This window comes from Sporosarcina sp. ACRSL, from assembly GCF_022346605.1.
GTDB lineage: Bacteria > Bacillota > Bacilli > Bacillales_A > Planococcaceae > Sporosarcina.
Genome location: NZ_JAKRNT010000003.1, coordinates 91,556 through 114,888, shown reverse-complemented (window position 1 = coordinate 114,888; position 23,333 = coordinate 91,556). Strand labels below are relative to the sequence as shown.

27 protein-coding genes and 1 riboswitch are annotated in these 23,333 nt (G+C 46.6%); of the genes, 17 read left to right on the top strand and 10 right to left on the bottom strand.

The genetic code is table 11. The features are described from left to right. Positions 1 to 6: 6 nt before the first annotated feature. On the bottom strand, positions 7 to 372 hold the full coding sequence (locus tag MHZ92_RS05735; protein ID WP_239430624.1) for a PH domain-containing protein: 366 nt from the start codon (positions 370 to 372) through the stop codon (positions 7 to 9). A 177-nt stretch (positions 373 to 549) separates the two neighbouring features. Further along, positions 550 to 728: riboswitch (cobalamin riboswitch) on the top strand. A gap of 167 nt (positions 729 to 895) precedes the next feature. On the opposite strand from MHZ92_RS05735, the gene MHZ92_RS05730 reads away from it, so the two are divergent. The 4 genes from MHZ92_RS05730 (at position 896) to MHZ92_RS05715 (ending at position 5,151) form a co-directional block, all read left to right on the top strand. Further along, positions 896 to 3,109 (top strand): ribonucleoside-diphosphate reductase subunit alpha, encoded by a 2,214-nt coding sequence (locus MHZ92_RS05730; protein WP_239430623.1) that lies wholly within the window; start codon positions 896 to 898, stop codon positions 3,107 to 3,109. Next, a complete protein-coding gene (locus tag MHZ92_RS05725; protein ID WP_239430622.1) occupies positions 3,094 to 3,543 on the top strand; it encodes a flavodoxin in 450 nt (149 codons plus the stop codon). The genes MHZ92_RS05730 and MHZ92_RS05725 overlap by 16 nt, the downstream gene beginning before the upstream one ends. Further along, a complete protein-coding gene (locus MHZ92_RS05720; RefSeq protein WP_239430621.1) occupies positions 3,489 to 4,550 on the top strand; it encodes a ribonucleotide-diphosphate reductase subunit beta in 1,062 nt (353 codons plus the stop codon). Before MHZ92_RS05725 ends, MHZ92_RS05720 begins: the two co-directional genes overlap by 55 nt. 103 nt (positions 4,551 to 4,653) lie before the next feature. Next, positions 4,654 to 5,151 carry a hypothetical protein gene (locus MHZ92_RS05715; protein WP_239430620.1) on the top strand — a complete coding sequence of 166 codons (498 nt, stop codon included), beginning with the start codon at positions 4,654 to 4,656 and terminating at the stop codon, positions 5,149 to 5,151. A 223-nt stretch (positions 5,152 to 5,374) separates the two neighbouring features. Here MHZ92_RS05715 and MHZ92_RS05710 read toward each other — a convergent pair whose 3' ends face one another. From MHZ92_RS05710 to MHZ92_RS05690, 5 genes are all read right to left on the bottom strand, one after another. Beyond that, on the bottom strand, positions 5,375 to 6,055 hold the full coding sequence (locus MHZ92_RS05710; RefSeq protein WP_239430619.1) for an MOSC domain-containing protein: 681 nt from the start codon (positions 6,053 to 6,055) through the stop codon (positions 5,375 to 5,377). A 78-nt stretch (positions 6,056 to 6,133) separates the two neighbouring features. After that, positions 6,134 to 7,207 (bottom strand): M50 family metallopeptidase, encoded by a 1,074-nt coding sequence (locus MHZ92_RS05705; protein WP_239430618.1) that lies wholly within the window; start codon positions 7,205 to 7,207, stop codon positions 6,134 to 6,136. A 97-nt stretch (positions 7,208 to 7,304) separates the two neighbouring features. Then, the gene (locus MHZ92_RS05700; RefSeq protein ID WP_239430617.1) at positions 7,305 to 8,012 is read right to left on the bottom strand and encodes an ABC transporter permease; all 708 of its coding nucleotides are present in this window, start codon (positions 8,010 to 8,012) and stop codon (positions 7,305 to 7,307) included. After that, positions 8,009 to 8,857: an ABC transporter ATP-binding protein gene (locus MHZ92_RS05695; protein WP_239430616.1), complete on the bottom strand. Its 849-nt coding sequence runs from the start codon at positions 8,855 to 8,857 to the stop codon at positions 8,009 to 8,011. Before MHZ92_RS05695 ends, MHZ92_RS05700 begins: the two co-directional genes overlap by 4 nt. A gap of 248 nt (positions 8,858 to 9,105) precedes the next feature. Next, the gene (locus MHZ92_RS05690) at positions 9,106 to 10,122 is read right to left on the bottom strand and encodes a LytTR family transcriptional regulator DNA-binding domain-containing protein (RefSeq protein ID WP_239430615.1); all 1,017 of its coding nucleotides are present in this window, start codon (positions 10,120 to 10,122) and stop codon (positions 9,106 to 9,108) included. Between the two features lie 135 nt (positions 10,123 to 10,257). Between MHZ92_RS05690 and MHZ92_RS05685 the strand changes: the two genes are divergently transcribed. The 5 genes from MHZ92_RS05685 to MHZ92_RS05665 all read left to right on the top strand — a co-directional run bounded on the left by MHZ92_RS05685 (position 10,258) and on the right by MHZ92_RS05665 (position 14,129). Continuing rightward, entirely contained in the window at positions 10,258 to 10,728 is a 471-nt protein-coding gene (locus MHZ92_RS05685; RefSeq protein ID WP_239430614.1) for a GAF domain-containing protein, read from the top strand. Further along, complete coding sequence (locus MHZ92_RS05680) at positions 10,718 to 11,779, top strand: sensor histidine kinase (RefSeq protein WP_239430856.1); 1,062 nt, start codon at positions 10,718 to 10,720, stop codon at positions 11,777 to 11,779. Before MHZ92_RS05685 ends, MHZ92_RS05680 begins: the two co-directional genes overlap by 11 nt. After that, positions 11,776 to 12,423 (top strand): response regulator, encoded by a 648-nt coding sequence (locus MHZ92_RS05675; RefSeq protein WP_239430613.1) that lies wholly within the window; start codon positions 11,776 to 11,778, stop codon positions 12,421 to 12,423. The genes MHZ92_RS05680 and MHZ92_RS05675 overlap by 4 nt, the downstream gene beginning before the upstream one ends. 158 nt (positions 12,424 to 12,581) lie before the next feature. Further along, the gene (locus MHZ92_RS05670; RefSeq protein WP_239430612.1) at positions 12,582 to 13,601 is read left to right on the top strand and encodes a ThiF family adenylyltransferase; all 1,020 of its coding nucleotides are present in this window, start codon (positions 12,582 to 12,584) and stop codon (positions 13,599 to 13,601) included. Positions 13,602 to 13,616: 15 nt separating this feature from the next. After that, positions 13,617 to 14,129 (top strand): MogA/MoaB family molybdenum cofactor biosynthesis protein, encoded by a 513-nt coding sequence (locus MHZ92_RS05665; protein ID WP_255723412.1) that lies wholly within the window; start codon positions 13,617 to 13,619, stop codon positions 14,127 to 14,129. A gap of 11 nt (positions 14,130 to 14,140) precedes the next feature. Here the strand turns inward: MHZ92_RS05665 and moaC are convergent, their stop codons facing one another. Further along, on the bottom strand, positions 14,141 to 14,632 hold the full coding sequence (gene moaC / locus MHZ92_RS05660) for a cyclic pyranopterin monophosphate synthase MoaC (protein WP_239430610.1): 492 nt from the start codon (positions 14,630 to 14,632) through the stop codon (positions 14,141 to 14,143). 72 nt (positions 14,633 to 14,704) lie between these two features. On the opposite strand from moaC, the gene MHZ92_RS05655 reads away from it, so the two are divergent. Genes MHZ92_RS05655 through moaA form a run of 6 tightly spaced genes read left to right on the top strand, consistent with a single transcriptional unit; the run spans position 14,705 to position 18,721 of the window. Continuing rightward, positions 14,705 to 15,961: a molybdopterin molybdotransferase MoeA gene (locus MHZ92_RS05655; RefSeq protein WP_239430609.1), complete on the top strand. Its 1,257-nt coding sequence runs from the start codon at positions 14,705 to 14,707 to the stop codon at positions 15,959 to 15,961. Then, positions 15,958 to 16,470, top strand: coding sequence for a molybdopterin-guanine dinucleotide biosynthesis protein B (gene mobB, locus MHZ92_RS05650; RefSeq protein WP_239430608.1), 513 nt, complete (start codon positions 15,958 to 15,960; stop codon positions 16,468 to 16,470). Before MHZ92_RS05655 ends, mobB begins: the two co-directional genes overlap by 4 nt. Beyond that, complete coding sequence (locus MHZ92_RS05645; protein WP_239430607.1) at positions 16,457 to 16,903, top strand: molybdenum cofactor biosynthesis protein MoaE; 447 nt, start codon at positions 16,457 to 16,459, stop codon at positions 16,901 to 16,903. The genes mobB and MHZ92_RS05645 overlap by 14 nt, the downstream gene beginning before the upstream one ends. Then, positions 16,900 to 17,133 carry a molybdopterin converting factor subunit 1 gene (gene moaD / locus MHZ92_RS05640; protein WP_239430606.1) on the top strand — a complete coding sequence of 78 codons (234 nt, stop codon included), beginning with the start codon at positions 16,900 to 16,902 and terminating at the stop codon, positions 17,131 to 17,133. The genes MHZ92_RS05645 and moaD overlap by 4 nt, the downstream gene beginning before the upstream one ends. After that, positions 17,133 to 17,705: a molybdenum cofactor guanylyltransferase gene (gene mobA / locus MHZ92_RS05635; RefSeq protein ID WP_239430605.1), complete on the top strand. Its 573-nt coding sequence runs from the start codon at positions 17,133 to 17,135 to the stop codon at positions 17,703 to 17,705. Before moaD ends, mobA begins: the two co-directional genes overlap by 1 nt. Before the next feature lie 5 nt (positions 17,706 to 17,710). Next, positions 17,711 to 18,721: a GTP 3',8-cyclase MoaA gene (gene moaA / locus MHZ92_RS05630; RefSeq protein WP_239430604.1), complete on the top strand. Its 1,011-nt coding sequence runs from the start codon at positions 17,711 to 17,713 to the stop codon at positions 18,719 to 18,721. Between the two features lie 60 nt (positions 18,722 to 18,781). Here moaA and MHZ92_RS05625 read toward each other — a convergent pair whose 3' ends face one another. After that, positions 18,782 to 18,967: a hypothetical protein gene (locus MHZ92_RS05625; protein WP_239430603.1), complete on the bottom strand. Its 186-nt coding sequence runs from the start codon at positions 18,965 to 18,967 to the stop codon at positions 18,782 to 18,784. Positions 18,968 to 19,077: 110 nt separating this feature from the next. On the opposite strand from MHZ92_RS05625, the gene MHZ92_RS05620 reads away from it, so the two are divergent. Next, a complete protein-coding gene (locus tag MHZ92_RS05620; RefSeq protein WP_239430602.1) occupies positions 19,078 to 20,040 on the top strand; it encodes a 2-hydroxyacid dehydrogenase in 963 nt (320 codons plus the stop codon). 49 nt (positions 20,041 to 20,089) lie between these two features. Here MHZ92_RS05620 and hutG read toward each other — a convergent pair whose 3' ends face one another. Next, entirely contained in the window at positions 20,090 to 21,028 is a 939-nt protein-coding gene (gene hutG, locus MHZ92_RS05615) for a formimidoylglutamase (RefSeq protein ID WP_239430601.1), read from the bottom strand. An 88-nt stretch (positions 21,029 to 21,116) separates the two neighbouring features. On the opposite strand from hutG, the gene MHZ92_RS05610 reads away from it, so the two are divergent. Then, positions 21,117 to 22,550 carry a helix-turn-helix transcriptional regulator gene (locus MHZ92_RS05610; protein WP_239430600.1) on the top strand — a complete coding sequence of 478 codons (1,434 nt, stop codon included), beginning with the start codon at positions 21,117 to 21,119 and terminating at the stop codon, positions 22,548 to 22,550. 50 nt (positions 22,551 to 22,600) lie between these two features. Here MHZ92_RS05610 and MHZ92_RS05605 read toward each other — a convergent pair whose 3' ends face one another. After that, entirely contained in the window at positions 22,601 to 23,149 is a 549-nt protein-coding gene (locus MHZ92_RS05605; protein ID WP_239430599.1) for an ECF transporter S component, read from the bottom strand. Positions 23,150 to 23,333: the final 184 nt, after the last annotated feature.

Here is a 23,333-nt window from a genome sequence, read left to right as displayed (position 1 = left end):
TTTCCTTTAAAGTATGGCACTCGCTATAATTTTATCGAGTTTACGTATATCGACTTTTTTATTTAGATTTAATTTGAATTTTCCTGCCTTCGTCCAGAATTCAATCTCAGCATTCAAGTCCATTCGTCCTCCATTCTCTGTTGAGTACATATTGATCGACTTGAATGGGATTGTGTAGATTTCAACCTTTTTTCCGGTAAGGCCTTGCTTGTCTGCGATGATGAAACGTTTGTTGGTTACTACAGCCACATCTCGAATTGTTTTATAAGCAACCTCAGCCACTTCTCCATCAATGAGCAAATCCTTAATATCCTCTGGGACAGGAACTTCTTCCGTGAATGTCCAGGCCATCATTGCAGTTAGATCCGCCATCATCAATACCTCCTTTTTATAAGTATCATTACATACTCTATGGAAGTATAGAGTGAATTATAAGTTATTTAACTTTGATAAAAGTTAAAGCTTCAGAATCTCACAAACTATCTTTCTACCTATTTACGATTAAAACACTACATGTTAGGGTAGTACATGTACATAAGGCACAACATATAGTATCGAACGATGGAATGGTACCGTTATCGGTTTAAAAGGGAATCCGCAAATCGGAGCTGTCCCCGCAACTGTAAACGCAGACGACCGTCTCAAAAACCACTGCAGCTTAGGTTGCGGGAAGGGAGGCGGAAGGAGGAAGCGTTAGCCAGTAGACCTGCCGTCCATCGTCAAGCGACACTTTCTTCGGGGGTTGAGAGGTGGAAGCGAGCGGGTTTTTTGCTTTCATTCTTGTACAAGGACCCGATCTGTTTCCAACATCAAAATCCATGAGCGATGACTCTACCGAAGAGGTGGAATCATCGCTTTTTTCATTGCGAAGCTATCAAAAAAGGAGATGGGTTTGATGACAATCATTATTGAATCAACAGGCATTATGGACAAGCTGCAAGACGAATTCGGAGCGGACAAACTGAAGCAGCTTGTGACGGCGAGTGCACGCTGGAAGGAGCGGAATCCTCAAGGGACCGAGTCGGAATGGTCGAAAGCGATGGTTTTGGAGGCACTCAGCAATATTGACGAAGCGTCCTCCTACTGGACATTTGTCGCAGCGCGGATCTATTTGCAGGAGGTCTATGCTCGTCAGGAAAAACTTCGTGGCGCAACTGTGTACTCGGATTTTGCGGAGAACGTCGAGCGGCTTGTTCAGAAAGGCTTGTATACGTCGGATTTACTTGAAAAGTATTCACGTGAAGAATTAGGAGAGCTAGGTGGAATTCTAGAGCCTGAGCGGGACAAGCTGTTCACTTATATCGGGTTGAAAACGTTGATGGATCGATACGCTGCTGTTGATTTCAATAAAAATCCTGTCGAATTGCCGCAGGAGCGTTGGCTCGTGATTGCGATGACACTTATGCAAAATGAGACCGAGAACCGTCTTGGCAAAGTGGCGGAAGCATATTGGGCGATGAGCAATCTCTATATGACCGTTGCGACACCGACGTTATCAAATGCAGGCAAGCCACATGGTCAACTGTCCAGCTGTTTCATCGATACCGTCGATGATTCGCTCCACGGCATATATAACAGCAACACGGATATTGCCAATCTGTCGAAATATGGTGGCGGCATCGGTGTTTATATGGGTAAAGTCCGTTCTCGCGGCTCGTCGATTCGTGGATTCAAAGGGGCTTCGAGCGGCGTCCTGCCATGGATCAAACAACTGAACAATACAGCTGTCAGCGTCGATCAGCTCGGTCAACGTCAAGGGGCGATTGCAGTATATCTCGACGTATGGCATAAAGACATTTTCACTTTCCTCGATCTGAAGCTGAACAACGGAGATGAGCGGTTGCGTGCCCATGATATTTTCACAGGCGTCTGCCTGCCGGATATTTTCATGGAGCAAGTTGAAGCTCGCGGTGACTGGCATTTATTCGACCCGCATGAAGTACGGACGGTGATGGGGTATTCGCTTGAGGATCATTACGATGAAACGAAGGGGAGCGGTTCATTCCGTGAGAAGTACGAGGAATGTGTCAACCACCCTGAATTGTCGAAGGAAACCGTCCCGGCGATTGAAATCATGAAACGCATCATGCGCAGCCAGCTTGAAACGGGGACACCGTTTATGTTTTACCGGGATGAAGTGAACCGCGCGAATTCGAATAAACATGAAGGCATCGTGTATTCGAGCAATCTTTGCACAGAAATAACCCAAAATCAGAGTCCGACCGAGTTCGAGTCTGTCACACTCGAAGATGATATTGTCGTCACACGTTCAAAACCCGGAGATTTTGTCGTCTGTAACCTATCGTCCATCAATCTCGGGCGCGCAGTTCCGGCGGATGTTTTGGAGAGACTCATTAAAATCCAAGTTCGCATGCTCGACAACGTCATCGATTTAAATAAAATCCCGGTCGTTCAGGCCCAACGGACAAATGCCCGATACCGCGGCATCGGACTCGGAACGTTCGGTTGGCATCATCTGCTCGCGTTGAAGAACATCCAATGGGAATCAGATGAAGCGGTCGAATTTGCGGATGAACTTTATGAGAAAATCGCCTATTTGACGATCAAAGCTTCAATGGAATTGGCAAATGAGAAAGGGGCTTATCCTTTATTCGAAGGGTCGGATTGGCAGACTGGAGATTATTTCGAACAACGTCAATACGACTCGAAGGAATGGCGTGAATTACGGGTCGACGTAGCGACAAACGGTATACGAAATGGGTATTTGATGGCTGTAGCGCCGAATAGTTCGACGTCGGTTATCGCAGGATCTACGGCTTCTATCGATCCGATTTTCAAACCGTTCTATCACGAGGAAAAGAAAGATTACAAGCTGCCTGTCATTGCACCAGATCTCGATCATAACACATATGATGTGTACCGCCGCTCCGCATATATTGTCGATCAGCGCTGGTCTATCAAGCAAAATGCGGCAAGACAGCGCCATATCGACCAAGCGATTTCGTTTAATATCTATGTGCCAAACAATATCCGTGCATCCGTCCTTCTCGATTTGCATGTCCAAGCGTGGAAATCGGGCATGAAGACGACGTATTACATGAGATCGACGGCATCAGACATCGAGGAGTGCGAATGGTGTCATTCCTGATCGCTTATGCGTCGTGGAGCGGCAATACGCAGGAAGTGGCGGAAATCGTGGAGGAGACACTGCTAGCGGGAGGAATAGACGTAACTGTGCATCGGATTGGAATCGGTTCGATACCGGATCCGCGCCGATTCGATGCGATGATCATCGGTTCATTCACATGGGACAAGGGCTCTACGCCTGACGAGGTGAAAGATTTCGTCGCAGACATCGGCTACAAACCCGAAAACGTCTACGTCTTCGGAACTGGCGACACGCAGTTTGGAGGGGATGAGCTGTTTTGCGGAGCAGCCGTAAAACTCGCTCAATTTTATGAATCAACCTACGAACCTCTTACTATCGAGCAAAGCCCTCGCGGCGCACAGGAACAAAAAGTAATTGAATGGTCGAAAGGAGTAGTTCAACATTGGCAACACTTACACGCGTTAAAGTGCTGAATCCAGCAAATCCAAACAAATCAACCGCAATTTTCGGAGGGAAAGCGAGCGGTATTCTGAACTGGAATGATCTTGCACACCCTCATTTCTACACATTGCGTCAAAAAATTCGTTCCCTTTTTTGGACAGCGAATGAAGTCGATATGACGCAGGACGTGAAACAATTTCCGAATTTGTCGAAAGCCGAACAGGACGCTTTCCTAAAAATCATCGGACTGTTAGCGACATTAGACGGCCCTCAAACTGTCATCGCCATGAAAATCGCGGATTTTGCAACCGATCCTTCGGTGAAATCAATTATGGCGACCATCGCTGATCAGGAAAGCGAGCATAACCATAGCTACGCGTATGTCCTCTCATCTGTAACGACGCTGGACAAGCAACTGGCTTCATTCGAAATGGGACGTACCGACGTAGTGCTTCTGAAGCGGAATGAACGGATCGTTGATATTTACAATGAATTTGCTGAAAACCCGACGATTGAAACGGTGTTGAAAGCGATGGTGTATACGACATTACTGGAAGGATTGTTCTTCTACAGCGGTTTTGCATTCTTCTATAATCTCGCACGCCATCAGAAAATGGTCGGCACGTCGACAATGATTTCCTATATTAATCGGGATGAATTGCAACACGGAAAAGCAATTAGCGACATATTTCGCGCAGCGCTTGCGGAAAACCCCGAATACAATACGGAAGCTTTTACAGAATGGATTTATGACCAATTCCGCCACTCGGTCGAGCAGGAAATCATATGGAGCCGCTATGTGTTAGGGGAGATTGACGGAATCGATCTGGATGAAATGGCGGGCTATGTCAAATACCGGGCGAATAAAATGCTTCGCATGCTCGGGCTCAGCGAAATTTATCCTGAGTTCACGGATAACCCAATGAAGTGGATCCGAGCTTACGTTGACAATTTCGACGACACGAAAACGGATTTCTTCGAGCAGACATCAAGGCAATACGTGAAGACGAGTGATTTGAATGGGTTTGATGATTTGTAAATTACGACTATAGCAGTACATGAAGATACAGTCGAGGTCCGTTCATCCAATTTAAAATTTCCCCTATGATAAAGGTAGTAATGATCATAGAGGAGGTACATAGGTGACTAGGAAAATTCGTATTTCTGAAAGGTTATTGGTCGTTGGGTACGGCTTGATTTTATTCTTCATGATCGTTCAGGATTGGGTGCCTCTCGGCAAACTGAACGATATACAGGCAATTGCAGCAGAAAAGTCCACGAGTGAATTACTGTTTGTGACATTGAGTGGTGTCATCCAAATTGCTTTATTAATGGGCCTCGTACTCCTTTTCATAGGAAAACGGTATCCGCTGTGGGCGAAGCTCTGGTTGCTCATCCACCCTGCCTGCCTTTTCGCAGGCGTCTTGTTTGCTTGGTGGATCCCGTATTTGTTTGGGGTCGGCGCTGAGGAAAAAGTGGATTCCTACGTGAGAATGTTTGGGGATACGCACTCTTTCTTGCCTGTCATGAATGGAATCGTGCCAAATACATTGCATACTTTTTTTCATGTGACCTTGGCAATCTGCATTCTTCTTACTATATATATTTTCTGTACGAATCGGCGTGAGGTACTGTCATAATGAAAGGGCTGCCCAGAAATTCTGTGGCAGCCCTTTTTTCTGTTTGTAATAAATAGCTCGCGTCCAATGCGAGTCATCCCGCGACCAAAGCGAGCCGTCTCGCGTCCAAAGTGAGTCATCTCGCGTCCAAAGCGAGCCGTCTCGCGTACAAAGCGAGCCGTCCAGCGTCCAAAGCAAGAAGCCCCGCGACCCAAGCAAGCCGCGGGACTTCTCGATCAATCGATTATCTACCAGTTAATCGTTCACTCGTATCCTCTTCAATGCCTTCGAGCCTCTTCAGAAATGTCTTCCTCCAGCTCTCCGACAACTCCTCTACTTTGAGCACCTCACGGATTCCTTCCACATCATCTTTATCATGGTGCATAAGCCGGTTTGCCTCGGTCACGGATATGGCCAAAGCCGGCCGTGAAATATGCTCCAATTGATCAGAAGGGGAGACCATTCCCTCTTTCAGCACTCGTAAATAATAGCCGGTATATCCCGTGTTTTGTATAAGCAACGGCATGTCTTTACGGTCATGAATAAGCGATAACTTGAAGCATGGCTGTCGAGGCTGGCTCACTTGTACGACGGCTTCGCCGATTTGAAAAGAATCCCCGATGCATAACTCATGCTCTGTCAACCCAAAAAGCGTCAGATTTTCGCCGAATGCGCTGTAGTCTAACGGCTTTCCTAACTCCTTTTCCCAATAAGGATAATGCTCGTACGGATAGACGCAAACGGCTTTATCTCTGCCGCCGTGATTCACAAGATCACCTTGCCCGTCACCGGTGAAATTCAATGTTGATAAAAAAACGGGTTCCGAAACGGGTTTTTTATTAATGCCTGTCGTTATCTCTTTTTTTCCGAACTGCAAGTCACGCGGCTTGCCGACATTCAATGAACGGATTTCGATTTTCTGCATTTGATTCCCTCCTGCATTTTCACGTTATTGTCAGTATAAACGATATAAATAAGGAGTGGATGGTTAAATTAGAATAATTTAGATAATCTTATCAATCATCGCTGTAAGCAATTCTCGTTCCATCTCTCCGCGCAAGTAAATAGGATGCCATTTCTTCAATGAATCATTGGCTATTTTCAAATGCTCGATGGCTCCTTTAAAATCTCCCTCTATGTATGAAAGCAAAGCACTGCGCTTCAAATCGATAATGATATCTGATTTGCCGATTTTCCGAAGCTCTTCTTCAATAGAAGGATAATCCTTCAATTCGTCATTAAAGAAAAGGGCTGTGGCAAAGGTGATATCTGCACAATCCGAATAATAATCAGATGAGGCAGCTTCCCGCGTGAAAGCGGAAGTCCGTCCGATGGCCAGCACTTTCTCCGGATCTTCAGGCAAATAATAATAGCCGAGTGTAGGGAAGAAGCTTTTTGCAATCGGGTCATCGGTGGCTATCAATCCTTCCAACTGTTCGATTAAACTAGCATCCCACTGTTTCATATCGAAGGTTTTCGTTCCTTCCACCAATACTGAATAAGCACTTATAATGACGGAATCTTCGACTGGAACTGTCCGGAGTTTTTTGATGGCAAATCCATCTGCCAGCGCATTTTCTGCCATGACGGGTTTCAAATTTGTGAAACCGAGCAACACGTTTATAATTCCAAAAAAGAGGAAGAACGGGTGATGCCATATTCCGAAAGCGATTCCGACCAGCAGAAAACTGCCGATAATATTGATCATGGGACCACCAAATAAATAACGGATCAGTTTCTTTCGCATATCTTCCTTATTCATATGTTCGGGAAACGTCATCATCGCCCTTCCGAGATAGTTCAGGAAGGAAGGGGTGAAGTGAAAGTGGAGTTTGCCTTCATGCCTTTCAATGACGAAGGGCCCGACACTTAAATTCAGTAATCGCATCCCTTGAAGGCGGCCTGCAAGGAAGTGCCCGAATTCATGCAGTAGTATACTCAACGGAAGGCTGACGACGATGCATAACACAATGAGTAGTCCGGAGCGTATCGACCATGATTCCGGATATTGAATGAAATAAAAGACTCCGGTAAGTCCGATGAACGCTCCTAATACTAACGATCCGATTTCTTTCATGAATGACACCTCAAATTAAGTGAAAAACATTTTGTAAACGAAGATGACGATTGCTCCGATGACAATTCCACCAACAAACCTAAGCGCTAGTTTCATATTAATCCACCATCCGTTTCCGGTAGATGACAACCGTCAACATAATAGCTGCAATAACCCATCCTAAAATAATAGCTAATTCGACAAACACATCCGCAAAACCAGCACCGGCCTCCACCATTGTCGCCAATTCAATTAATTGAAGGTTTGGCAAATAAGTTGCGGCTTGTAAAATAGGATATTTCTCGACGACCAATGTAACAAATCCCCCAAGTGAAAAGACGATAATAACGGGCATAACGATAACGGATGCTTCCAAGACGGACTTGGAATAAAGACCGAGCAATGTTCCTAATGCAATATAGAAAACGGATGATAAAACAACTGCCACAGCAATGACTGCGATATTTGCAGGTTTATATTCAGCTAAGAAGGCAGTGAAAAAGACAACAACCATCGTCATAATAAACGTTAGCAAGCTTTTTCCGCCAAGAATGTCGGCTGTAGTGGCAGGGGAAAGCATTAACCCGCGCAACGTGTTTTTCTCTTTCTCCTCAGCGATCAAACAACATTGGACAAATGCCGCAACCATGCTGAATGACATATTGATAAGCATATAATGTGATTCAATCGAAACAACGCCCATTCGTCCATAAAAAGCTCCTAAAAGAATCGGGATAAAGATAACTGTAGAAACAGCATAGTTCCGTGAAAAATCCTTAAAGTCTTTCTGAAATATCGCATTCACACGTTTCAATGAAATCATCATGCCAATTTCCTCCCTGTCACTTGTACGAATATATCTCCTAAAGTCGGCTCGTTCGAATGGATTGTGACGACTTGGTTTGTATTCATATACTGATATAATTGATCTGCACCTTCTGAACCTGCTGGCAAAACCACTTTTTCTCCGGTCGTCAACTCCACTGTAATTGTTAAATCCGAATAGCTTTTTTTCAATCGATCCGGAGTATCTAATAGCTGGATTTTCCCTTTGTTTAGAAAAGCGACCCTGTCGCATAAAGTCTCAGCTTCGTGCATGTCATGCGTTGTCAAGAAAATCGTCGTTCCTTTTGCGTTGAGAGCCCGCAACCCTTCATGGATATGAAGTGAATTTGTCGGATCGAGCGCAGATGTCGGCTCATCCAGAAAAAGTAATTCCGGTTCGTGAAGTAAAGTCCTTGCCAGCATTACGCGCTGTGTCATCCCTTTTGATAAGGTAGAAACTTTTTTCGATTTCTCTTGTTTCAAATTAACAGCATCGAGCACTTCATCAATCTTCGAGTGGGAAACATCATATAAATCACAATACAGTTTCAAATTATCGTAGATCGATAGTCTTCCATATAATCCGCTATTATCAGTAAGCACCCCAAACCGTCTACGGTACTCCGATTTCTTCAGTTGTGAAACAGATTCTCCAAAAACCTTAGCAATCCCGCTCGTAGGGTTCAATTGTCCGGTCAAAATTTTAATTGTTGTTGTCTTTCCGGAACCACTAGGTCCTAAGAAACCAAAGATTTCACCTTTCTTCACATGGAAGTCGACGCTTTCAATTGCGGTTTGATTCGCAAAAGCTTTTGCTAAACTGCTCACCTCAATAATATTTTCCATTTTCATCCTCCTGTTCGAATCTTCACTATTTCTCGTTCGCATCTTTAGATTAAGTGAAAATGAAATAGGTGACATCATATTCCGGATGAAAAGAGTCTATTTAAAGGTGAGTAGAGCAAAATGACGAATGAATGGACCGTATATGGATAGAAGATTTCCTGTTACCAAGTTGAACGGAGCATTTCCCGGGTTGAATCGACTTGTTTTGTCAAATTATTTCCGAGGAAATATAGCAACTTTCTACAAATTCAGAGGCCGAGCAACTCTTTCAGCTCAACCATCTTCGTTTTCGATAAAGGAATTGTCGATTTTTCAGCGTCGTCCAAAACGAGACTATAGCTGTTCCTCGTCCAAGTGATGACTTCCCGGACTTTTTGCAAATTCACGATATACGAACGGTGGCAACGGAAAAAACCGAATGGGAGTAAACGTGCTTCCAAATCATTTAATGTCGAAACGGAGGGGAAGGATTCTCCCTTAATATGTAAAAATGATTGACCATCATTGCTTTCAATATAATCTATTTCGGTTGGTTCGAATAAGACGATTTTTTCATTGACCTTCGTCGGGATTTTTTCGAAACGGACAGGCAGAATAGATTCAGCGGAAGTAGAAGAATTTTCAATTTCATCATTTTCGTCTCCCTCGGTATGAACAGAATGCAGGCCATTTTCATCTAAACGGTAAATCTCATCGGCAGCTATGACTGCGCTTTCCATATTTCCCGTTAAAATGAATGCACTTCGACCGTTTTGTTTTAGCTTTTGAAGGACGGTAAGAAAAATTCGTTTTGATTCCAAATCAAGATTTTGGTCAGGTTCTTCAAAAATACAGATAGTTGGGTTCTGTATAAGCAAACAGGCGAGCTGTACACGCTTTCGTTCTGAATATGACAAGTTCTTTATTTTTACACGGCGCTTTGCATCGAGTTGAACGGTTTGAATCGCTTCTTCAATGGTGGTGCTCGAAATATAAAGGCCCTTCGTGAATTGGACCATTTCTTCAATGGACAATCGCTCATATAAGCTCTCATGAAGAAAGAAGAAGCCGATTTTTGATTTGTTTTCCGAAATGCTGCTTTCCTCGATTAGGATTTGGCCATGCGACAGTTTAGATCTTTCTAGCAACAGATCAATCAGCTGCTCGCGGACATTGACACTTGAGTAGACAGCGACGATTTTCCCCGATTCAATCGACAAATCAAAAGCAGGGAAGACAACCGAATCATGTATCCTCTTTTCCGCGTTAATAAATTGAAGTGACATCCAGTATCCCTCATTTACAATAAAAGTCTATTTAATATAAGTAGTATACCAGTTATTTAATATAAACCATGTTGTTATAATGGAGGTTAGCTAGAGTTTTGTTAAGATAAGGATTATCCGTTGGGAGCAATGGTTATGAAAAATCGGGTGGTATTTAATTTTCAGCAGGAGATTGAGCGATTGAAAGAGTTATTCGGATTCGATTTTGTCGGTATTGCGCTTGTCCAAACACCGGAACGCCAATATGAATTGAGATGGACGTATGTGACGGGTCATCGGAACGAACGTTATCGACGCATCAAATTGCAATCGGGCAAAGGGCTAGCAGGGCTCGTCTTTAAGACGGGGAAGCCGATGTTTGTCGGGAATCCGGATGAAGATTGGAGCGGAGACAATCTATTCAATTATCCGATTATCGCGTCGGAAGGGCTAAAAAGCTTCGGAGCGATCCCTCTCTATAAATACAATCGTGTAAAAGGTGTCATACTTGTCGGTTACCGCACGGTTGGCAAACTGACAAGTGACCAGTTTGAGCAATTCAAGCAGGAAATCGGGGCGGAGTTCGGACCATATTATAATAAGGAGATGGTGAGTGATGAGTCATAATGCCTATCTTTCGGATTTGTTAATGAAACTATATGGAAATTCCGATGAAGCCATTTTCTTTTTTGACCGGCAAGGGAAAGTGCTAGCAATGAATTCTGCCGCGGAAGAAATCTTGGAAAAAGATGTTTACCAGCAGATGACGGCTGGCAGAACTGGAGCCATTTGTAAAGCATGCAAAGGCTATACGAGCTCTGATGAACCACTCACGTGCGTTTCCTGTTATATGTCTAATCCGGATGAAGACATCAGCTCCTTCCAAGTGTATTTCGATACGAAAGGGAGGGGGGTCATCCCTTATTCCGGAAGCATCCAGACAATCGATGAAGAGACAGGAACGAGAGTCTTCATGTTGAGAGATTTGACTGATCAATTCAAGACGCAAGAGGAATTGAATCAGAAGCTGATGATGAAACGAGTTATCAAAGCTCAAGAGGATGAGCGGAAACGCATATCTCGCGAGCTCCATGACAGTGTCGCACAGGAAATGCTTAGCTCATTGGTCGATTTACGTGTCTTGAAATATATGAATATCGAAGAGGATGTTTTGAAAAAAGTACGGCAGACGGAAGGCTCGCTTATGCGATTGTTAGATGATATTCGCCACCTATCCGTCGAATTGCGACCTGCTACTCTCGATGATCTCGGATTGGAGGCGGCTTTCCGCACACATTTCAAATGGGTGGAAAAGAATTATGGCCTCGTCATCCATTTCCATCCAGAGCTTGAATCCAAACGGTATGAAGGTGAAATTGAGACGGTCGTCTACCGAATTTGCCAGGAAGCGGTGTTCAACGCGTTGAAATACGCGGAAGTCGATGAAATGATTGTCCGGTTATATGAAACGGAAGGTTCCCTTCATTTATTGATAGTGGATGAAGGAAAAGGGTTCGAATTGAAAAATACGGATCCACAAGGAACAGGCCTTGGCATCTATGGCATGAAAGAACGGGCGGAACTCGTTGACGGACGCCTTCTTATCCGTTCTGGAATCGGGAAAGGGACTGTCATTCAGTTGGATGTCCCGGTAGCCAAAGGAGGGAATGACGATTGAAAATCATCATAGCAGATGATCATGCGGTCGTCCGCAGCGGATTCATGCACATTTTGAACTATCAGGACGATATGGAAGTCGTAGCGACCGCAGCGGACGGATTGGAAGCGTACGACCAAGTGGCGAAGCATCGTCCCGACATTTTGCTCATGGATTTGAGCATGCCTCCCGGGGAGAGCGGTTTGATTGCGACGGGGAAAATCAAAGAGGATTTTCCTGACACGAAAGTTGTCATCCTAACGATGTACGATGACGAGGAATATCTTTTCCACGTATTGAAGAACGGTGCGTCAGGGTATGTCTTGAAAAACTCCCCTGACGAGGAATTGCTTACTGCCATCCGGACGGTCTATGACGGGGGCACATATATCCATCCTTCTATGGCGACCTCTCTCGTACGGCAGTTCGTGAAAAAAGATGCCGATGAAGTAGAGACGGATCCATATAAGATTCTGTCACGAAGGGAACTTGAAGTACTTCCACTCGTAGCGAAAGGATATGGAAATAAAGAAATTGCTGAAATGCTTTATATTTCCGTCAAAACGGTGGAGGCGCATAAATCGAAGATCATGGAAAAACTGAATTTGAAAAGTCGGCCAGAGCTTGTGGAATATGCGTTACGGAAGAAGTTCCTCCACTTCTAAGAGAGGTGCGAAGTTTGCCGACAGCATTGCCTGCATTGGAATGCTGGATACTTCTCTATCAGTAAATTCTGCATTTACTAGTCTGACAGGTTATACTGAAGAGGAAGTAGTAATGGAGGCGGCCGCTAACGTAGGTAAAAGTAAGGGAGTGAAGGGATTTGGGAAACAGATATTCGCGTCAAACGCTCTTTAAGCCGATCGGCGAGAATGGGCAGGAATTATTGAAGAAAGCGCATGTTGTCGTCATCGGCTGCGGGGCGCTCGGATCCCCCATTTCAGAAACGTTGGTGAGAGCGGGAGTCGGTAAGCTGACGATTGCGGACCGGGATTACGTCGAAATGTCCAATTTGCAAAGGCAGCAATTATTCACCGAACAGGACGCATTGAACGGTGTGCCGAAAGTCGTCGCTGCTGAGCGGAGACTGAAAGAAATCCGGCAAGATTGTGAAATAAGGACGGTGCTCGACCATGTGGACGGTCCTTTGCTTGAAAGTCTTGTGGAAGATGCCGATCTGATCATGGATGCGACGGACAATTTTGAAACGAGACTCCTCATGAACGATGTCGCGTGGAAGAAGGGGATCCCTTGGATATACGGGGCCTGTGTCGGCAGTTCAGGTACAGTGTTTCCATTCATTCCCGGACGGTCAACTTGTTTTCGTTGCTTGCTTCCGGTCCTCCCTTCGGTGAATGAAACATGCGATACGGCAGGCATTATTGCGCCAGCTGTTCAAATCGTAGCAGCCAGGCAGACTGCGGAAGCACTGAAATGGCTGACGGGGAACAAGGAAGCGATGATAACGAAGCTGCTTCATTTCGACGTTTGGAATAATACACAAGTGGAAGCGGGTATTTCCAGGGTCCAGAACGCACAATGCGAAACTTGTGGTGGAACGCCTACATATCCTTCATTGCATCAACCGGAAGGAACTCACTACGCCGTTCTTTGCGGAAGGGAGACCGTCCAAATCGTACCGGATCGTGGACGAACGTTGACCGTCCAGGACGGAGTGCAAGTGGCAGAACGTTTAGGCACGAACTATCGGACGACCCCGTTCTTTGTGGAATTCCATGCGGAAGGGTATCGCTGTGTGTTATTCCAAAATGGAAGGCTGCTCATTCATGGGTTGAAAGATATGAAGGAAGGACGGAAGTTGTACCATCAATTTTTTGGATGATAGGGAGTGAATAGGTTGTCGCATATTTCGGGCGCGGAAAAGAAGAAATCAATCGCAATCGCCGTCTTGACGGTGAGCGATACGCGAGATAAGGAAACGGATAAAAGCGGAGGGACGATCATTCAGATGGCAGAAAGTGCTGGCCATCATATCGTCGATTACCGGATCCGTACGGATGAACCGGCCGAGATTTCAAGCAATGTGGAAGAATGGATCGGCAACGAGGGTATCGAGGCTATCATAATAACGGGCGGTTCGGGAATCGGATTCCGTGATGTGACGATTGAAACCGTGACGCCGTATTTCACGAAAGCAATCGATGGGTTCGGAGAATTGTTCAGGTACTTGAGCTATACGGAAGATGTAGGGTCGAAGGCATTGTTAAGCCGGGCGACTGCAGGGTCGATTGACGAAAAGGTTTTATTTGCATTGCCGGGCTCGTCAAAAGCGGTGAAGTTAGCGATGGAAAAACTGATCCTTCCAGAGCTTCATCATATCGTGCATGAATTGACGAAGCATCGGAAGTGACTCGAAGTCTTTTATACGGATCTTTCAAAGTCGCCGTTTTTACCACCTGTCTTTTTCAGAAGCATCGTTGGGCCGATAACCATCTCTTTGCCGGCCGCTTTGCACATATCATAAATTGTGAGGGCAGCAGCGGATGCAGCTGTTAAAGCTTCCATTTCGACGCCGGTGACGCCTTTTGTCTTCACTTCGGCTTGGATGAGCACTTCAAAATGGTCTTTCGATTCATCGATTTGCCATTCGAAGCTGACATCGACACCGGTGAGGGCGATTGGGTGGCACATCGGGATGATGGAAGACGTGTTTTTTGCTGCCATGATAGCAGCAACTTGTGCAACGGCGAACACATCTCCCTTTTTGTTCGTTCCTTCTGTAATTTGCGAGTGGATGTCTTTATTCACGACGATCGATGAAGCGGCGATTGCGGTTCTCGTCGTTACCGACTTGTCGGAAACGTCGACCATCTTGGCGCGTCCCTGATCGTTGAAATGTGTCAATTCAGACATTGGATTCATTCCCTTCAAACATAGTACTCTATTAGTATCCTAAGTATATCAGAAGACAGGAGAGGAAGCGCAATGGTGGAAATGAGAAAACCGATCCCCGTCGCTGAAGCGATCCGGTTCGTAATGGAACATGCAGCGCCAATCGGGACGGAGGTTGTCAGCCTTGAGGACGCTTACGGAAGAGTGTTGGCTGAACCGATCATTGCAAAACACGATGTACCACCTTTTGATCGATCGCCTTATGACGGATTCGCGATACGCTCGCTCGATTCAGCTGGTGCATCAGGCGATAACCGTATATCTTTTTCGGTCATCGGAGAAATCGGTGCTGGATTCGTTGGAGACAAGCCGATCGGTGAAAAGGAAGCATATCGGATCATGACAGGCGCGCAAATTCCGGAAAACGCGGACGCGGTCGTCATGTTGGAGCAAACGGTTGAAACAGCTAGTGGATTCACGTTGCGGAAACCATTTGAAGCTGGCGAAAATATTTCATACAAAGGCGAGGACGCAAAAGAAGGGGAGCTGCTCATCGAAGCGGACTCACTCATCCATCCCGGCACAGTCGCATTGCTTGCGACGTTTGGCTACGCGGAAGTGAAAGTAGCGAAGAAACCGGTTGCTGGTATCTTATCGACGGGGACGGAATTGCTCGATGTGGCGGATGAGCTCGTACCAGGTAAAATCCGGAATTCGAATGGCCCGATGATCCGTGCGCAATTGAAGCGGATGGGCATCGATTATAAATCTTTCGGAATGATGGCGGACGACTTGGACGCTTGTACAACTGTTGTCGAGCAGGCGATCGCTGAAACAGATATTCTCATTACGACGGGCGGCGTTTCCGTCGGCGATTATGATTATTTGCCGGCCATTTATGAGCGGCTAGGTGCTAAGGTTTTATTCAACAAAGTGGCGATGCGCCCCGGCAGTGTGACGACTGTCGCGGTTCTTGGGAATAAATTATTATTCGGCCTATCCGGCAATCCGTCTGCTTGCTTTACAGGTTTCGAACTGTTTACAAGGCCGGCGATATTAGCGATGATGGGTGGTACAGCGCCTTATATGCCGCTTATGAAAGCGAAACTGGGTGAAGATTTCACGAAGCCGAATCCGTTCACGCGGTTCATACGCGCGACGTGGAATTTGACGTCCGACGGGATTAAAGCAGTCCCTGCAGGATTCAATAAATCGAATGCAGTCTCATCGATTGCGCGTGGCAATTGTTTAATTGTACTGCCAAGCGGGACGAGAGGCTTTACCGAGGGCGATGAAGTCGATATCTTGTTGGTCGGCAGCGAACAAGGCGTCAGTGAGTGGACGCTATGAAGACGTTGCACGTCGTCGGCTATAAAAATAGTGGCAAGACGACGCTCGTCGCGAGATGGGTACGTTTATTGAAAGAAAACGGTCTGTCGGTCGCTGTGTTGAAGCATCATGGGCATGGCGGACAACCGGAAATGCCTGATGCCGGGACAGATACGATGCAGTTTTTCGCGAATGGAGCGGATGCAACTCTCGTAGCGGGTGGCGGGGCGGTTCAATTCATTTGGAATGAAGAGCCTGAGTTCGATAGACTGAAAGAAATGGCTTCCACCGGCAACCCGGACGTTTTATTGATTGAAGGGTATAAAGGCGAGATCGGGGACAAAGTGATTTTGTTGCGAAATCGGGAAGATTGGGATGCACTACAGCATCTGCCAGGACGTCAGCTAGTCATAGGGTGTCCGGAAATGACGATGGACTGTCACCATATTCATTCCCGAGAGAACGCGGCTGAAATAGACGATTGGTTTTTGAAGTGGATTGGAAAGGGAGATGGCGATGAAACAATATGAGATTGTGGAAACTCCGATAGATGTTCAAAAATATATGGACTATGTGCTTCATCCTTCCGCCGGCGCTGTCACGGTCTTCACAGGAAATGTGAGGGAATGGACGCATGGCGTGAAAACACTTTACCTTTCATATGAAGCGTACGTCCCGATGGCCGAGAAGAAGATGGCGGAAATCGGAGCAGAGATGGAAGCGAAATGGCCGGGAGTTCGCGTCGCAATGGCCCACCGGATCGGGGAGCTGCAAATTTCAGATATCGCTGTCGTAATCGCAGTCTCGTCGCCTCACCGAAAAGCGGCATACGAAGCGAATGAATACGCAATCGACCGTATTAAAGAAGTGGTGCCCATCTGGAAAAAGGAAATTTGGGAAGATGGGGAAGAGTGGATTGGCGCACAGAAGAAGTATCCTGCAAAGGGGGTTGAACAAGCATGATCAAAGTGAATTATTTCGCGAGGCTGCGTGAATTGACGGGAAAAGGGGAAGAGACGCTTGACCGCGATTCGATGACAGTCGCTGAATTGTTGAATTGGGCGGAAGAAGCGTATCCGGGTTTTGGTGCGGACAATGTCCAAGTAGCTGTAAATGAAGAATACGCATTGAAAGATGACATCATCAAATCGGGTGATGTTTGTGCTTTCATTCCTCCTGTGAGCGGTGGCTAATGAAAACGGCAGGCATTGTTCTTGCTGGAGGGTTGTCAAGACGGTTTGGTTCTCCGAAGGCTTTTGCGGAATGGCAAGGGCGCCGTTTCTATGAATGGTCGCTAGCAGCATTGTCGCCGTTTTGCGAAGAGTGCGTCATCGTGACGCGCCCTGAATTGGTGGAACGTTTTCCTGAAGGTTCGCTTGTGACGACCGATGTAGAGCGGTTTGGAGGACAAGGTCCGATTGCGGGAATCTTGTCTGGGATGGAAGCTGTGAAAGCCGAGCGCTATGTCGTTCTGCCTTGTGATATGCCTTTCATGACGGCTGACGTAATCGGGCGATTGCTCGAATGTCATAGTACCGGCGTGACGGCTGTCGTTTTGGATGGAAAATATCATCCGCTCGTTTCGGTATGGGATCGTACCGTAGCGAAGGATTTACGTGAGGCGCTTGAAAACGGGAAGCGTCGGGTTATGGAGGTTCAGGAGAAACATGGCGTCCGATGGATCGAAGGCGAATTGATGACGGAAGACGATGCTCGCCGGATTTTCATGAATGCAAACACTCCGGACATCTTAGAAAGGAGCTGACGAAGATGAATCCAATTGTAGATAAATTAGGCCGTCCAATCCGGGATTTGAGGATTTCGGTGACAGACCGTTGTAATTTCCGATGCACGTATTGCATGCCGAAGGAGATTTTCGGGGACGATTATGTGTTTTTGCCGAAAAGCGAGCTATTGTCGTTTGAAGAGATGGAGCGATTTGCCCGGCTATTTGCATCTCTCGGTGTGAAGAAACTCCGGCTGACGGGCGGCGAGCCCTTGATGCGTCGTGACCTTCCAAAGTTGATTGCGAAGCTGACGAAGATTCAAGGGATCGAGGACATCGGCTTAACGACAAACGGCGTGCTGCTCGGACAATATGCGCAAGCCTTATACGACGCGGGTCTTCGTCGCCTGAATATGAGCCTGGATGCGATGGATCCGGAGCTGTTCGGGAAAATGAACGGGCGCGGTATCAAGCCCGAGCTTATCTTACAAAATATCGACCGTGCGAAGGACATCGGCTTCACGATCAAAATGAATATGGTCGTGCAAAAAGGTGTAAATGAAAGCGAGATCCTACCGATGGCGGCGTATTTCAAAGAACGTGGCATTACATTGCGGTTCATCGAGTTCATGGATGTCGGCAATGACAATGGCTGGAGTTTCGAGAAAGTCGTGACGAAGAAGGAAATTTACGAAATGTTACGTACGGAATACGATATGGAGCCTGCGGAAGAGGAGTACTACGGCGAAGTGGCGAAGCGATATCGCTACCTAGACAACGGGGCGGAAGTCGGCTTTATCACATCGGTTTCGGAATCGTTCTGCTCCACTTGCACGCGAGCGAGGCTGTCGTCAGATGGAAAGTTATACACTTGTTTGTTTGCTTCGAACGGATTCGATTTGCGTGATTTGATTCGCAGCGGTATGTCCGACGAAGAGTTGCTGGATGCGATCACCGGCGTTTGGGAACGCCGCGCGGACCGTTATTCCGATGAGCGGACGGAACAGACGGTGAAAAATCGGAAGAAAATCAACATGAGTTATATAGGTGGATAATTGAGGGGTGCTTCGCTGGAGGGCGAAGCACTTTTTGTCGTGTTTGGGGCAGGTCTTAGGTCACGAAATGACGATAACTTTGTGAAATTGACCGATATCAGCCTGGAAATGAACGATAACTTTTCGAAAGGTGATTTCCCTTGCTAAGGACACTGCAAAGCAGAGTTCAAAAGTAACGAAATGGTAATAACATTTAGGATTCGATAGATAACGATCTATATTCAATAGATAATCGTCACGATTCAATAGATAACTCCCCATATTCAATAGATAACTTCACACATTCAATCAATTCCCCAAAAATAAACAAACTGAATTATGCTAAAATAGATAATAAGAGAATCGGGAGGGATGGCATGAAACCGACTGTGTTTATTACGAGAAAGCTGCCGGATGAAATCGTTGCACCGTTAAAAGAAAAGTTCATTGTCCGGATGTGGGATTCGGAAGACGTAGCGGTCACTGATTATGTATTGCGGGAAGAGATTGCGCAAGTCGATGCGCTATGGTCGATGATTTCAGATACGATTGACCGCGGCATGCTGGAAAGCGCTACAAACTTAAGGGTCATTTCAAACATGGCGGTCGGCTTTAACAATATCGATATCGAAGCGGCGAAGGAGAAGGGGATCATCATGACGAATACGCCTGATGTGTTGACCGAAACGACTGCAGATCTCGCATTCGGACTCCTCCTTGCAACGGCACGCCGCTTCAATACCGCTGAAAAGGAGCTTCGACAAGGCGGTTGGCTGTCGTGGACACCGATGGGTTTTACCGGAATGGACGTGCACGGGACAACGCTTGGTATCATCGGCATGGGGCGAATCGGCGAAGCTGTTGCGCGTAGAGCGAAAGGGTTCAACATGCAAGTACTCTATCATAATCGTAACCGCAAGCCTGAAGCGGAAGAAACATACGGCGTCACATTCGCCGAATTGGACGACTTGCTCAAACGAGCGGACCATGTTGTGATCCTAGTGCCTTTCACCGAAGAGACGAAAGGGATGATCGGCGAACGGGAGCTGTCGCTCATGAAGAAAACGGCCACTCTCATTAGCGTTTCACGTGGAGGCATTGTCGATGAAAGCGCCCTTTATGACGCGTTAAACAATAAAACAATCTTCGCCGCCGGATTGGACGTTTTTGAAACAGAACCGATTCCTCTCCGCCATCCATTACTTACGTTGCCAAACGTCACAGCGGTTCCTCATATCGGAAGCGCTAGCGTCGAAACACGCCGCGCGATGATGAGATTGAATGTCGAGGCGATCATCAATGTACTAGAAGGAAAAGAGCCCGAAAACCGTGTCGTCTGAGATGAAATGAAGAGCCCGCCAATCGTTAATGGCGGGCATCATATATCACTCAATTCACCAAACCTGCAATCGCTTCATTCACAAAATAAGCCCCAAGCTTCACGGTCCGTCCACCTTCATCCAAAGCAGGATTCACTTCGCAAATGTCGAAGGAGCGGGTCTTCGAATGCCCGGCTACTTTCCGGATGATGGCTCGTACCGTGGACGGATCAAGCCCAAATGGGGAAGGGGCGCTGACGCCAGGAGCGAACGCTGCGTTTAAGACATCCGTACATAACGTAAGCATCACTATGTCGTGCTGATTAATGAATTCATCCAAAGCGGCCATCAGCTCATCGAGATGACCGGGAATCATTTCGTCTTCATACACGTATGTAACACTAAGCAAATCAGCCCGATCGAACAGCTCCTGCGTGTTTCCGTACCGCTGGATACCGGCAACAAAATACTTAGCATTCGGATCACTCTCTAAAATTTGCCTGAACATCGTGCCGGAGGAAGGCTGTTCGTCGTACGGCCGCAAATCGAAATGCGCGTCGATATTAATGATGCCGAGCGTGGCGTCCTTTCCAATCGATTCACGAACTCCGAGATAATGTCCGTACAATGTCTCGTGGCCACCGCCAAGAATGATTGGCTTTGTGCCCTTCGAAAGGATCGCCGTAACGGCTTCACCGAGTTGCTGTTGAGCAGACTCCAATTCTTCGCCAACACACGCAATATTGCCGACATCGAATAGACTGGCGGTTTCCGGGAATCGCCACGGAAGATTCGCCAGTCCACCGCGTAATGCATTAGGAGCTTCAGCCGCACCTAGCCGGCCTTTATTCCGCCGGACGCCTTCCTCGCATTCGAATCCGATGATGGCACAACCGCCCGAAACTTGCTCGATATCGGCCAGTTCAACGACTTGATGATACCGGAAACTTGCACGGTCCTCTGTATGATCAATCCGGCCTGTCCAAATAGATTCATTGACTTTATTCACAAAAAATCACCCTTTCTGAAATGAAAGACTACTTGGCATCAGTATAAAGCTAGATGGAGAAAAATCAAATCCCGAAATAGGTGATCGCATGAAAATACGACTGCTCATCAAAGATCCGCTTGAAGCGCAAGGACTGAAATGGCTGCTCACATCCCAATGGAATGACGTCCAAGTAGAAATTGCAGAACGGGCAGTTGCTTCAGCAGATGCATACTTGTACATCATCGACATGAACTACATCATGACCGAAGAATTCGAATTGCCGCCACATGCAGTCTGGCTCGGCATCTCCTCCGAAAGGACATTCCAAACAGTCTATCAAGCGCTCTCCCTGAAAGCGGAAGATGTTTTATTCCGGCCATTCCAGCCCGACCGGCTCATCAAGCAAGTCCAGCAAATCCGCTTCCGCTGGCGGAACGAAATGACGCAACAAAATGGACCTGTCCAACAGCGGGACGGTTCAGTTACATACGAGGATTTTCTCATCGGAGAGACAAAGGCGGAACACCCCGTGCTGTTAAGTTTAATCGCGCCATCGCGGTTAGAAGAGCTCGACCATCTCGTCCGCGAACTAGAAATGCATGATTTCCCGACTACGTATGACATTTTTCCTTTTTCGGATTTTGTACTCGTTGTCCATAAGTTAAATGAGCTGCACGTTCTCCAAGAAGCGTATTCGATCTTTTTTGCGCAATGGAAACGACAATCGGATGCGTTGCTGACGATTTATTTGCATATCGATGATAGCCGGGATGCTACGTACCGGATGCTTTATCGAAAAATGCGTCGCTTTCACGAGCGAATCTTCTATGACGGTTATGATATTTTGACGATCGAGCAGGAAGACCTGCAATGGCGTGACATGGATCCGTTTTTATCTCCGCTCGAACAGCGGAAATGGGTGGAAATGCTCGAAAAAAGGCAAGTGGCGGAAATCCGGGAATGGATGGAACAGGATTTTCTCACACTCGAATCCCCGTTTCCGGATCCCGAAATGGTCCGCGTTCGGTTGACGAGCATCCTTGCTCAAATTCGCCGCTATATGATTGCCCAATCATTGAAGGTGCAGGCGGTGGAGCATGCGTATCATTCACTTTTCGAAACGGTTATCCGTGAGCCGGTCATGTATCATATTATTCAGTCCTTCATTGGATTCATTGCAGATCTGCTTCAAACTTCAGCCGGTGAACCCTATGAGGAAAGCAGCTTGGTCGACAAAGTGCAGGAGCGGATTGCCGCAAATTATTGGGATGCATCCTGGAACTTGGAAGCATGCGCAGATGAATTGAAGCTTCATAAAAGCACGTTAAGCCGCAAGTTTGCGAAGGAAGTCGGGGTACCGTTCAGCAAAGCATTGCTGAACATGCGGATCGGAGAAGCGAAGCGTTTATTGGCAGAGACCGACCTGCCTATTGCTGAAGTTTCACAGGCTGCGGGCTTCACGCATTCCACTTATTTCAGCCGGCGATTCAAAGAGGAGACGGGCGTGACACCTTATCAATTCAGGATGAGACGGCTGTAAATTAAAAAAGCAGTGAAGAAAGGGTAAATCCTCTCATCACTGCTTTTTAGTTAAAACTTTTTCCGGAAAAATGGCGTCTTTTTCAAAGTGATGCAAAGCGGTATGGCAATCAGCAAACCGACAACGCTTTGAATGAGGTCACCCGGAATGGATGCCAGTGGTGCCACCCAGTTGTTATACATAATTCCTTGCCCGATATAGTAGGCCGCCAACATGACTGGCGTGGAAGCAACGGCTGCCCAGATGTTAAGTTTAACGCTATCGCCCTGGTGACCTTTCGACCAAGCGATCTTTCCGACGATATAGCCTTGCAAAGCACGGGCAACAATGGTCGTAGGCGCCCAAATGGCCCAGCCGCCAAAGATATCGAACAAGCCCATTCCAATGGCACCGGCAAGTGCTCCCTTTTTTGGCCCGAATAAAATGGCTACGATGAACAGCATCGCTGTCCCTAGATGGATCAATCCACCTTGCCCAATCGGAAGTTTTATATTGATCATCGTTGCAATAAGAACAAGTGCGGACAAAATGGCTGTAAGTACTAAATCTAATGTTTTTGTATGCGTCTTCGTGTTCGTTTGGCGTTGTATGTTTTGCATAGACGAATCCTCTTCCTCACTTTATGGAATTTTTGATTACTTTCATTTTACTTGAGGACTGACCATTACGAAAGTGCCAGTTCGTTGAAAGTAATAGTGGTCAGATGAATGGAAGAGGAAATTGTCAGTCTCTGTATTCTTGCTTTTCCCTTCTTGTGGTACGATGGAGAAAGTGCAAGTACCG

What these genes read in the sequence shown, in the direction of transcription:
- MHZ92_RS05685 (WP_239430614.1), top strand. Translation starts at nt 10,258, where the DNA reads ATGAAAAATCGGGTGGTATTTAATTTTCAGCAGGAGATTGAGCGATTG.
- mobA (WP_239430605.1), top strand. Translation starts at nt 17,133, where the DNA reads ATGAAAACGGCAGGCATTGTTCTTGCTGGAGGGTTGTCAAGACGGTTT.
- MHZ92_RS05700 (WP_239430617.1), bottom strand. Translation starts at nt 8,012, where the DNA reads ATGATGATTTCATTGAAACGTGTGAATGCGATATTTCAGAAAGACTTT.
- moaA (WP_239430604.1), top strand. Translation starts at nt 17,711, where the DNA reads ATGAATCCAATTGTAGATAAATTAGGCCGTCCAATCCGGGATTTGAGG.
- MHZ92_RS05735 (WP_239430624.1), bottom strand. Translation starts at nt 372, where the DNA reads ATGGCGGATCTAACTGCAATGATGGCCTGGACATTCACGGAAGAAGTT.
- MHZ92_RS05725 (WP_239430622.1), top strand. Translation starts at nt 3,094, where the DNA reads ATGGTGTCATTCCTGATCGCTTATGCGTCGTGGAGCGGCAATACGCAG.
- MHZ92_RS05645 (WP_239430607.1), top strand. Translation starts at nt 16,457, where the DNA reads ATGAAACAATATGAGATTGTGGAAACTCCGATAGATGTTCAAAAATAT.
- MHZ92_RS05610 (WP_239430600.1), top strand. Translation starts at nt 21,117, where the DNA reads ATGAAAATACGACTGCTCATCAAAGATCCGCTTGAAGCGCAAGGACTG.
- MHZ92_RS05690 (WP_239430615.1), bottom strand. Translation starts at nt 10,122, where the DNA reads ATGTCACTTCAATTTATTAACGCGGAAAAGAGGATACATGATTCGGTT.
- moaC (WP_239430610.1), bottom strand. Translation starts at nt 14,632, where the DNA reads ATGTCTGAATTGACACATTTCAACGATCAGGGACGCGCCAAGATGGTC.
- MHZ92_RS05710 (WP_239430619.1), bottom strand. Translation starts at nt 6,055, where the DNA reads ATGCAGAAAATCGAAATCCGTTCATTGAATGTCGGCAAGCCGCGTGAC.
- moaD (WP_239430606.1), top strand. Translation starts at nt 16,900, where the DNA reads ATGATCAAAGTGAATTATTTCGCGAGGCTGCGTGAATTGACGGGAAAA.
- MHZ92_RS05655 (WP_239430609.1), top strand. Translation starts at nt 14,705, where the DNA reads ATGGTGGAAATGAGAAAACCGATCCCCGTCGCTGAAGCGATCCGGTTC.
- MHZ92_RS05720 (WP_239430621.1), top strand. Translation starts at nt 3,489, where the DNA reads ATGGTCGAAAGGAGTAGTTCAACATTGGCAACACTTACACGCGTTAAA.
- MHZ92_RS05730 (WP_239430623.1), top strand. Translation starts at nt 896, where the DNA reads ATGACAATCATTATTGAATCAACAGGCATTATGGACAAGCTGCAAGAC.
- mobB (WP_239430608.1), top strand. Translation starts at nt 15,958, where the DNA reads ATGAAGACGTTGCACGTCGTCGGCTATAAAAATAGTGGCAAGACGACG.
- MHZ92_RS05620 (WP_239430602.1), top strand. Translation starts at nt 19,078, where the DNA reads ATGAAACCGACTGTGTTTATTACGAGAAAGCTGCCGGATGAAATCGTT.
- MHZ92_RS05705 (WP_239430618.1), bottom strand. Translation starts at nt 7,207, where the DNA reads ATGAAAGAAATCGGATCGTTAGTATTAGGAGCGTTCATCGGACTTACC.
- MHZ92_RS05680 (WP_239430856.1), top strand. Translation starts at nt 10,718, where the DNA reads ATGAGTCATAATGCCTATCTTTCGGATTTGTTAATGAAACTATATGGA.
- MHZ92_RS05695 (WP_239430616.1), bottom strand. Translation starts at nt 8,857, where the DNA reads ATGGAAAATATTATTGAGGTGAGCAGTTTAGCAAAAGCTTTTGCGAAT.
- MHZ92_RS05605 (WP_239430599.1), bottom strand. Translation starts at nt 23,149, where the DNA reads ATGCAAAACATACAACGCCAAACGAACACGAAGACGCATACAAAAACA.